The organism is Serratia sp. 506_PEND (assembly GCF_001076875.1).
In the GTDB taxonomy this organism is placed as follows: Bacteria; Pseudomonadota; Gammaproteobacteria; order Enterobacterales; family Enterobacteriaceae; genus Serratia; species Serratia marcescens.
The window spans coordinates 18213-28519 of sequence record NZ_JVEL01000555.1; the positions used below are offsets into that span (position 1 = coordinate 18213).

Genomic DNA, 10307 nt, shown 5'->3' on the forward strand with positions numbered 1-10307 from the left:
ATTCGCCCGAGTTAAATCGCGCCCTTGAAATTGGCTTCGCCCTTTTTCCAATAACCTTTGGCAAACAAGGCGGCGCGGGAGATGCCCATTTCGTTGATAAAACGCGCCTTCAGATAGGCGGCGACCTGGTGCTCACAGGCCAGCCACACCTGCCCTTCGCCGGCCGGCAGCTCGCAATGGCTGACGGCCTGCACCAGCGGGCTGTTCATCACGCTGTCGAAATGTCGGGTGCGGATTTGCCAGCTGTTCACCTGCAAAAAGGAGCAATCGACGTCCTGGATCTCCTGCGCATCGCCCACTTCGGCGAACCACAGCACCGGCAACGGATCGGAGAGCGAGGCGAGAATGGTGCGCATGGCGGGCAGCGCGGTCTCATCACCCAGCAACAGCAGCCAGCGAGTTTGCGGCAATAGCCGAAAGCCGCCGGAGCAAGGGCCGGCGAACCCCAGCTTGTCGCCCGGCATCGCGTCGCGCGCCCAGTTCGACGCCGGGCCTTCGCCGTGCAGCACCATATCGATATCGAAGGTGCGGGCGAGTTTGTCGATGCCGCTCAGGGTGTAGGCCCGCCCGGCCAGCGTGTCGCGCCACGGGAAGAATATCTTGACCCAACTGGCCGGCTCCTGCGCGCGCGGATCGGCGATAAACTTATCCACATCGTCGCCGCTCAACGTGATGCGGCGGATCCGAGCGGTGACTTGCCGCACGGCGCTCACCCGGGCCTCCCGTTTGCGGCGGGTGTCCCTTTCCAGCATCTCGTCGACAATCTTATTCAGCGTGTTGTGCATCAGCCTTCTCCTGTGGCGCCGCAGACGGGTAGGTGTGTTCCCAGCCGCCGCCCAGCGCTCGATAGATATTCACCACGGCGATCGCCGTCTCCTCCTCTGAAACAATTTGCGCGGACTGCAGATCCAGCAGCGCACGCTGCGTGCTCAGAACGTGGATAAAATCGCTGGCGCCGTTCAGATAGCTGTCGCGCGCCAGCGCAAACGCGTGCCGGTTGGCGGCCAGCGCCTCGGCCAGGTGTGTCTGGCGGCGCTGCTGGGCGCGATAGCCGGAAAGCGCGTCGTCGATCTCGTGCCAGGCGCGCAGCACCGTTTGCTGGTAGGCGATGGCCATTTCCTGTTGCCGGTATTCGCTCAGGCGCACCCGCTGGGTGATTTTCCCCCCGTCGAACAGCGGCAGATACAGGGCGGGGCCGATGGCGAAGGTATGCGTGGACCAACTGCCCATATCCGCCAGCGCCAGCGCCTGATAGCCCGCGTTGCCGGTCAGCGTGATGCGCGGATAGTAGTCGGCGGTGGCGACGCCGATCTCGGCGGTCGCCTGATGCAAACGCGCCGCCGCTTCGCGAATATCCGGCCTGCGCAGCGCCAGATCCGACGGCACCCCCATCGGCACCGCGCGCGCCAGCGTCGGCAGCGGCCCCGTCGGCGACAACATCGCTTTCAGCGCGCCAGGCCGCTCGCCCAACAGCAGGCTGATGGCGTTGATCAAGCGTTCCTGCCTATCGAACAGCGTCGGCAGCAGGGCATCCACCTGCGCCAACTGCACCTGCGCCTGATCGATATCAAGTTCGTTGCCCGCGCCGCTTTGATAACGGCTTTGCGTCAGCTGCAGCGTGCGCAGCGCCGTGGCGCGGTTTTCCTGCGCCACCGCCAGCTGCTGCTGCGTGGCGCGCAGACGCAGATAGTCGCTCGCCACCTCCGCCGTCACCGACGTCAGCAGCGCGCGCCGATTCTCCTGCGAAGCGGCGAAGCCGGCGCGCGCGCTTTCCGATGCGCGACGCAGCTTGCCCCACATGTCCAGCTCCCAGGTGGCGCTGAATCCGCCGCGCCAGAGGTTATAATCCGCCTCTCCGCCGTTGCCGGACGGATCCATGCTGCCCACCGAGGTGGCGCGCTGGCGCTGATAGGCGCCGTCCAGGCTCAGATCCGGCATCAGCGCCGCCTCCGTCACGCCCAGCAAGGCGCGGCTTTGCTGCATGCGCGCCGTGGCGAGCTGCAGATCCAAGTTGCCGGCCGCCACGCGCTGCACCAGCTGCGACAGCGGCGCATCGTTGAATATCGACCACCAGGCCACCGGCAGCGCCCCGCCGCCGGCCTGCTCACCCCAGCTCTCGGGCAGCGCGCTCTGCGGCCGAGCGTAGTCCGGCCCTACCGCCCGGCAGCCGCTCAGTGCCATCAACAGCAGCGGGATCACGGCTCTGTTCATTGCAGGCCCCCGTCCAGCGTATTGATGCTGACGTCCGCAGACATGCCGACGCGCAGGGCGCTCAACAAAGCGGCGTGCTCTTTGTTGATATCAAATACAATTTTCACCGGGATGCGCTGCACGAACTTGGTGAAGTTGCCGGTGGCGTTCTCCGGCGCCACGGCCGCGAAGCTGACGCCGGAAGCCGGCGCGATGCTGTCCACCTGCCCTTTCAGCGTTTGGCCGGGAAAGGTATCGATATGGATGTCTACCGACTGCCCGTGCGCAATGTTTTCCAACTGGGTTTCCTGGTAGTTGGCGATGATGTACAGCTTGTCCTGCGGCACGATGGCCAGCAGCGCATCGCCCGGTTTGACGAACTCCCCGACCCGCAGGCTTTTCTTGCCGATCACGCCGCCGATCGGCGCGGTGATGCGGGTGTAAGACAGATTCAGTTCGGCCATCGCTTTCTTCGCCTGCGCCAGCATCAGCTCGGCGTCGCTGTCCGCCAGCTTGGCTTGCAGCACCTGCTCCATGTTTCGCGCCGCTTTGAGCGTCGCCTCCGCCTGCGCCACATTGGCGGAAAGCGTGTGCACTCGCGTTGTCGCCTGCTGCGCCGCCTGCTGCGACCCCGCGCCGCTGCTGGCCATTCTCTGGTAGCGGTTCTGCTCCTGGCGCGCAAACGCCAGCTCCGCCTGCGCCGCCTGTCGCTCCGCCAGCGCGGCGGCGATCAGCGCGCTCTGCCGGGTGAGGTTGGCCCTGGCGTCGTCCTGCCGGGCGCGGGCGGATTGCTCCTGCGCCGTCGCCTGCGCCAGCGCGACGTTGAATTCACGCGGGTCGATCACCGCCAGCAATTCCCCTTGTTTGACCCACTGGTTGTCTCTGACCAACACCTGCGCAATTTCACCGGCAATCTGCGGAGAAATACGCGAGATATCGGCGCGAATATAGGCATCATTGGTATTCTGCTGTGTCTCTTTAATAAAGAACTTATTCATTATTAACCCCAGCGTAATGACGGCAACCGCCAATACGGCGACGGCGACTTTCTTGTTAGCCATAAAAGTGACTCCACTTAATATTTATTTCTGATGATAAAATGTCAGGCGGCGACCGAACGCGGCGGATAAATACGGGTCGGCATAACTAAAATCAGCGCGGTCAGTAATAACGCCAGGCCGGCAACCAACAAATAAAGATCGGCGCTGGCCAGCACGTGGCCCTGCCGGGCGGCAAGCTGCGCCAGCTGCTCCGCCGATCCCGATGCGCGGCTGTAGGCCGAGCCGAAGCCGTCGGCAATCGTGCCGGCGTGATAGTCCCCGCGCTGTCGGCTGAGCAGCGCGATGGCGCCGCCGGCCGCGGTGGCGGCGAAACCCTTCACCGCGTTGAACCAGGCCGCCGCAAACGGCCCGTCGGTCGGCAACAGTCCGCCGGTCGCCTGCATCAGCAGGGGGATGATCGCCATCGGTTGCGCGACCGCCTGCAACAGCGCGATGACGCGAAACGTATCGCCGTTCCATTCCGGCGTCAGCTGGGCGGCCAGCACGCAGGCGGTGGCCATCAACAGCAGGCTGATCGCCAGCACCCAGCGGCAATCCACCCGCGGCGTATTGCAAATAATGGCGACAATCGGCAGCGTAATTAATTGCGGCAACGCCACCCACAGCATTAAGTCGGAAGTTTGTTCCTGACGATAGCCCTGAATCGCGGATAAATATCCCGACGTAATATTGACCAGCGACACCATAATTAACAGCACGCCACCCAGCGTAATTAAGGAGAAGGACAAATTCTTTTTGCTTAATAGCTGCAAATTGAAAAAAGGCAGCGGGTGATACCATTCGTTAATCAGAAATAATGCCAATAACCCGATGCCGCCCAACAATAAAACGTAGATCAGCGGTGAGTTCAGCCAGTCGAGGCGCTCCCCCTGTGAGATGCCCATCGTCAGCATGCCGAGCGCCATGCCGCCGAGCAGCAGACCGCGCCAGTTGAACTGCCGCAGGCGCTCCAGGCGCAACGGATCCTGCGGCAGACCGTAGCCGATACACACAGCGGCGATCGCCATCAGCGGCAGGTTCCAGTAGAAGTACCCGCTCCAACCCCAGTGAAAGGCAAAGGCGGCAGCGGTGGCGCCCAGCGTAGCGCTCCAGGCCGAGACCCAGCCGTAGGCGCCCAGCCCCAGCACCTTGATCAGCGGCGGCATAAAACGCAGCACCACCGTCATCAGCATCGGCGGCAACGCGCCGCCGGCGAAGCCCTGCAGGCTGCGCACCGCCAGCAGCACGCCATACTGTTCTCCCAACCAGGGCGTCAGCAGCCCACCGGCCAGGTAAAGGCCGCACATCGTCAACGCCACCCGGCGCAGCGAAAAGGTTGGCCAAAAACAGGGCGTGAACCCGGAACCGATCACAAAGCCGGTGACGTAACAGGTGGTCAGCCAACTGCCGGCATCGAAGCTCAGCAGCATGCCGCCCTGTATATCCGCCAGCGCGAACTTGCTGGCGTTTTCCCCCACGCCGCTGGCCATCACCGCCAAAAACACGCCGAACAGCCCCAGCCAGGTGCGGCCGTTGATTTCACCGGCGCTGGCGAGCCATCGATTTTTGTGGTGCGGCGTAACAGACACCTCAACCATTCCCCACTCCTGCTGTTTCAGCCTCAATCTTTGTTGTCGTGGGCAGTATCCGGACTTATTTCGATTGTTTAAAATGAAATGATGTAATTAACTAGTTGCACAAAACGCAATCCATTGAGCGCGCCACCGCCGGAGAGTCCATGCCGCAAAAAATTGATTTCAACCTGATCTATGCGCTGAATCTGCTGCTGGAAGAAGGGAGCGTGAGCGGCGCCGCCGAAAAGATGAATCTGAGCGCGCCGGCGATGAGCCGCATTCTGGGGCGCATCCGCCGGCAGTTCGACGATCCGATCATGGTCAGGGCCGGCAAGCATCTGGTGCCGACGCCGCGCGCGCTGGAGTTGAAACGCCAGCTCGGCGAGATCATCGAGCAGGCCGCCGCGCTGATCGCACCGAATGATGCGTTCGAACCCGGCAAGCTGACCCGAACCTTCACCATTCGCGCCAACGACATTTTTATCGGCGCGCTGGCGGGCGGCTTGCTGGAGACGCTGCGGGACATGGCGCCGTTAAGCGGCCTGAAGTTTATCGCTGAAAGCGACGGCGAGGATGACGCGCTGCGCAGCGGCAAGGTGGATCTGGTGATCGGTTCCTCACGCGACTGGCATCCGGAAATCAAGACGCAGAGCCTGTTCACCAGCACCTTTCAGGCGCTGGTGCGCCCTGGGCACCCAATCATTGGCCGGGTAACGCCCGAAACCCTGACCCATTACCCGCATATCAGCGTCTCCCGCCGCGGGCGCACGCAGGGGCCGATCGACGACGCGCTGCGCGATCTCGGCCTGCAGCGCAACGTCGCCCTGACCCTGCCGGGCTTCCATTCGGCGATGATGCTGACCATGAAATCGGACTTTATCCTGCCGCTGCCGCGCCATGTGCTGCAAGGGGTGAGCAACATCCACCTGCCGTTGGCGGAGATCGAGCTGCCGCTCGAGCTGGAATCGGTGTTTATCGTACAGGCCTGGCACCCGCGCCTGGATCGCGATCCGGCGCATCGCTGGCTGCGGCAGACCATCAAGCAGTTCTTTTTGCAGCGGGAGTGAGGGGCTTCGCCGCCCATAATGCCTCCTGCAGCGTATTGCGGCACTGCCGCCAGAAGCCTCGCTAGAGGTGAGCCGCGCCCTGCGCCGGCAGGGGCAAGTTTATGGTGATTAACAGCCCTTTGCCGGCCGGCAGACTGGCTGTTATCGTTCCGTGATGGGCAACGCAAATCGCCTTCGCAATGGAGAGCCCGAGCCCGCTGCCGCCGGAATCGCGCGCGCGGGATGTTTCACCGCGAGTGAAACGCTCAAACATCTGCGGCAAATAATCCTGTGCAACGCCAGGCCCCGTATCTTGAAAAGCCAACACGATTTCCTGCGTTGTCCGTTCGAGACAAATGCGCATTCGATCGCCCTGGCTACAATAACGAAGCATATTTTCGATAAGTATACTGAATACCTGACCTACCCTGAATTCATCCCCAATAAAATCAAACTGCCCGCTCTCCTTGATGGAAATGGACATGCCCGCTGCCTCCAATTGAGGCTTGAGCCATGCCACTCTTTCCTTTAACACGTTGTTGATAGTGAAAACGTTTTTACTCAACTTCAGTTGGCCCGCACTGGCCAGGGAGAGGAAATACAGATCTTCGGTAAGGTAACTCAGATTTTTTAATTGCGTCATGACCATATTCAGCTGTGCCTGACTCGCAGGAAAAACGTCGTCTATCATGCCTTGAAGACGGCCCATAGCCCCGGTCAACGGTGAACGCAGCTCATGAGCCAAAGCGACATGCGACGCCTTTATCTCACGTTCGTACAAAGCGAGCTTGTTAACCATTTCATTGAAATTTATTGAGAATCTTATAATTTCATCAGGACACGCCTGAACCAGCTCGGCTTGTTGCTTAAAATTCCCCTGAGCCACAATTTCCGCAACGTCGGTGAGATTGCGAAATTGGGCGGTAAGAGGACGTGCGATGCGCACGCACATCAACGTTATCAATGGAACGACAACGATCAGAAAAATAAGCAGCCACCCCCAATTTAAAGAAGTCAGCGAAGGCGTGCTGTAATCCAGTCCCCAATATGTATCGACGATCTCATGGAACGCATCTATATCCAGATTCGGATTTTCTCGCAGCATCAAGAATCTCTCGTAAACAGATGCCGGCATTTCATGAATGACATAAAAGTACTGGGCAGCAAAAATACCCCACATTGCAAGAATAATGGTAAAAAGCGTCACGATGGCGACAATGACGATGCGAACAGACACCCAAAACAAAAGAGACTTATTTTTGCTCTTCATGATTTGCAAAACCGATAGCCAACGCCGCGCACGTTAAAGATCACGTTATCAACGCCTGCCGCTTCAAGTTTTCGTCTTAAATTATAAACATGTGTATCCACCACTCTTTCGAGCGCATCACTCTCAGGTAAACATTTTTCAAGCAAAAGCTGGCGGCTTAGCGGCCTCGTTGAAGCTTTCATCAACGTGCTGAGAATGGAAAACTCGGTTAATGTTAAATCCAGCGAGAGAGCGCCGCTCTCGCCCGTTGCCACCCTCGCCACCATATTAGCGAGATCCAGTTCGAGCCGTTCCCAACGCAATATTTCTTCGCCTATCAGCTGATTCCCGCCGCTTCGCCTTAACACTGCCTGCACGCGTGCCATAACTTCGCCGGGGTTATAGGGTTTAACAATATAATCATCCGCACCATAGCGAAGCGCGCCTATTTTATCATGAGGCTCCCCCATCGCCGTGATCATGATAACCGGCGTATTCACCTTGCGCCTGAGAGACGCCAATATCTCAGTGCCGTTCATATCAGGCAACATAACATCTAATAATATGAGGTCGGGCTTCCAGCTTAACGCCGTATTTAAACCAATCAATCCATTTCCCACCACTGCGACATGATAACCCTCACGCCTAAGATAGGCCTCCAGCACATTTGCCGCATCGATATCATCTTCAATGACTAAAACTCGTTTATTTTGCATATCATCCCACCTGAAGGTTCTTGGTTATTTATTGATTATTAATTGACGGTTAATTGACAAATCATCGGCATACTCCGCCTTGCGTGAACAGTCTTATCATACCGACACACATAATAAAGAGGCTCATAATGTTAGAAAGTAAAATGCTTAAAAATACGTTGGTTCTGCTGATAATATCCAGCATTTCCCCCAGCTATGCAAGTGATAACGATAAAAGTGGAACGGCATTTACCGTAAGTTTTGGTGCGGTATCATCGCCAAAATACAGCGGTTCAAATAAGCAAACCTGGGGAGCCGCACCGCAATTTCATTACCAACAAGATAATTTCTTTGTCGATTCAATGAATGGTGCTGGTTTTCGTTTTCAAAGCGAAAACGGTTTATATTTCATTCCAACGATAGGCTATGATTCTGGGCGAACCGATGAAGATTCAGGTTGGCGTAAAGGCTCAGACGCGCTGAAAGGCATGGGAGATGTCTCGGCAACTGTTAATACGGGCCTAACCTTAGGATGGGCGGTAACGCCCTGGCTGGTGTTGGAAGGGAAAGCCACTCTGCCGCTGAGTGATGGCCAAGGGATATCTTACGCGACCTCCGTCGATTTCATTCCTATTCTGGATGAAGAGGATACCGTGGCGTTTAAAATCAGCGCATTATTTGCAGACTCTCGTTATATGAACACCTGGTACGGGGTCAACAGTACGCAAAGCGCAAACTCAGGTTACTCCCGCTATAACAGCGCAGGCGGCTATTACGGCACCGACGTGAGCCTGACGTGGGCGCATCAGTTTAACGAAAACTGGGGCGGATGGTTTGGCATCAACCATACCTGGCTCGGGGATAACGCCGCCAATAGCCCTATCGTTAAACAAAAGGAGGGAACAAGCGGCGTCGTGGCAATAAGTTATACATTCTAAGCCAGTACAAAAAACCTGAAGCTGCAAAGTGACGTTCAGAAGAGTAATGGGACTTTAAAGATCCCTCACTCAACAGCTTGCTGTAATTAAAGTTTCATTACTCTTCAACCAACAATTCAGGAAAATGTAACTGATGAAGTTAAAAACTGGGATTTTAACGCGATTTTAAAACGTTTTAGTAAAGGTTTAAATATATAAAACTTGGGGGCATTAACGCATTGCGGTACATCATGAGAAGAGCACGACTTGAAATCACAGGTTATTGCACTTGCTCCGTTGCCGAGTATGCCAATACCGCTTTGAATGCCGAAGCATAGCCTTTCATGGCAATGAATCGCGGTGATGAATATTGATGCCAATAAAACAATTAACGACATGGTTTTCACGAGGCCTTCCTCATTACAGATTAACTGTCTTGAATGGTTTATTAACCAAAAGGAAAGCATGCCAAAAAATCATCAACCCACTGTCAATCCACTGCAAAGAAACGCTCAACATGGCGCCAAAGTGAAAACACCCCGGTCTTCCAGACCCGGATAGTCGGATTAAATAAGCAGTTGTTAATTTTCTGCAAAATGAATCAGACGTTATCAAACCGAGAGTCGATACCGCAAAAACAGGATGAGTTTATGTTTCTAAAGATTGCCTATTACCTTTTAACCCTATCATCAACGCTTGCGTTATCCGGCTGCGTTTCGCTTTTCTAACCGTCAGAGGCCTGAATGAAGTCACTCATTTACATTTCTATTCTGTCATCCATTTTTTTACTCAGCGGCTGTTTATCCATCGGCACGCACCTATTCAATAAGTAGCCGTAATAATCCCTCGCGCAGCCGGACAATCTCATTGTCTGGCTGCAAGATCTCATATCCATTCAGATGGACGGTCATGTAAGTTGCAAAACTCGGCTAACACAGAAGAGCAAGGGAGACGATGATTGGCGGAAGATCACAGGAGTACTAAATCAGAATTAATCAACTGATAAATATGATATAAATATTAAAAATCAAGGTTTAATATACATATAACTATACAAATAAGTCACACTAGTATACGAGTATAAAACCTACACAATCTCGCTTTCGTTTGTCCTCGCTTTCCAAAGAAAAAGATTTATCCCAAAAGTGTGCACACTCTTCATCATGTAACTTTTCTGTTTATATTCATTGCATTACTTGGTTAACACGCGTATCTACTCTCTTCACTACCCTTCACGTTTTGGTGCTAAGTCAGGGCTATAGACGTAAAAAAACCGGCCATAGACGTTTTTTACGTTATCAAGTTTTTGACTTTGACAGATATTTTGCAGGCGCTATTGATCGGACATACTAGCATTCCCATCACTGTGCTCCGTCGATTCACGGATTGTAAGCATCCCGGCAAAACGGCCCATTCACTTTTAGAGATCTTCCCACATACTGATTATGTCCCCCTGAGGAGATCGTTATGCGTAAAGCCCGATTCACTGAACACCAGATCAGCGCCGTTCTGAAGTCCGTCGAAGCCAGACGTACCGTCAAGGATGTGTGCCGTGAGGCCGCTATTTCGGAAACCAACTACTACAACTGGAAGGCG

General features: G+C 55.6%; 9 protein-coding genes. 3 read left to right on the forward strand and 6 right to left on the reverse strand.

What is annotated here, in order from left to right; all coding sequences use genetic code 11:
- Nucleotides 1-11 precede the first annotated feature (11 nt).
- The 4 genes from ADK28_RS24420 to ADK28_RS24435 are packed head-to-tail and all read right to left on the reverse strand — an operon-like array spanning nucleotide 12 to nucleotide 4828.
- A complete protein-coding gene (locus ADK28_RS24420) occupies nucleotides 12-785 on the reverse strand; it encodes a siderophore-interacting protein (protein WP_048796904.1) in 774 nt (257 codons plus the stop codon).
- Nucleotides 766-2211 carry an efflux transporter outer membrane subunit gene (locus tag ADK28_RS24425; protein ID WP_048796905.1) on the reverse strand — a complete coding sequence of 482 codons (1446 nt, stop codon included), beginning with the start codon at nucleotides 2209-2211 and terminating at the stop codon, nucleotides 766-768. Before ADK28_RS24425 ends, ADK28_RS24420 begins: the two co-directional genes overlap by 20 nt.
- Complete coding sequence (locus ADK28_RS24430; RefSeq protein ID WP_048796906.1) at nucleotides 2208-3251, reverse strand: HlyD family secretion protein; 1044 nt, start codon at nucleotides 3249-3251, stop codon at nucleotides 2208-2210. The genes ADK28_RS24425 and ADK28_RS24430 overlap by 4 nt, the downstream gene beginning before the upstream one ends.
- Before the next feature lie 41 nt (nucleotides 3252-3292).
- Nucleotides 3293-4828 carry an MFS transporter gene (locus tag ADK28_RS24435; RefSeq protein WP_033639044.1) on the reverse strand — a complete coding sequence of 512 codons (1536 nt, stop codon included), beginning with the start codon at nucleotides 4826-4828 and terminating at the stop codon, nucleotides 3293-3295.
- Between the two features lie 140 nt (nucleotides 4829-4968).
- On the opposite strand from ADK28_RS24435, the gene ADK28_RS24440 reads away from it, so the two are divergent.
- Nucleotides 4969-5871, forward strand: a complete 903-nt coding sequence (locus tag ADK28_RS24440) for a LysR family transcriptional regulator (protein WP_031299766.1) — start codon at nucleotides 4969-4971, stop codon at nucleotides 5869-5871.
- Between the two features lie 61 nt (nucleotides 5872-5932).
- On the opposite strand, the gene ADK28_RS24445 is transcribed toward ADK28_RS24440, so the two are convergent.
- Both ADK28_RS24445 and ADK28_RS24450 read right to left on the reverse strand, forming a co-directional pair.
- Complete coding sequence (locus tag ADK28_RS24445) at nucleotides 5933-7120, reverse strand: sensor histidine kinase (protein WP_033639046.1); 1188 nt, start codon at nucleotides 7118-7120, stop codon at nucleotides 5933-5935.
- Nucleotides 7117-7815 (reverse strand): response regulator, encoded by a 699-nt coding sequence (locus ADK28_RS24450; RefSeq protein WP_048796907.1) that lies wholly within the window; start codon nucleotides 7813-7815, stop codon nucleotides 7117-7119. Before ADK28_RS24450 ends, ADK28_RS24445 begins: the two co-directional genes overlap by 4 nt.
- A 128-nt stretch (nucleotides 7816-7943) precedes the next feature.
- Here ADK28_RS24450 and ADK28_RS24455 point away from each other — a divergent pair, with 128 nt between their 5' ends.
- Both ADK28_RS24455 and ADK28_RS33135 read left to right on the forward strand, forming a co-directional pair.
- On the forward strand, nucleotides 7944-8732 hold the full coding sequence (locus ADK28_RS24455; protein ID WP_048796908.1) for a MipA/OmpV family protein: 789 nt from the start codon (nucleotides 7944-7946) through the stop codon (nucleotides 8730-8732).
- 1446 nt (nucleotides 8733-10178) lie between these two features.
- On the forward strand, nucleotides 10179-10307 hold a 129-nt coding region (locus ADK28_RS33135; RefSeq protein ID WP_048796909.1), incomplete at its 3' end, for a transposase.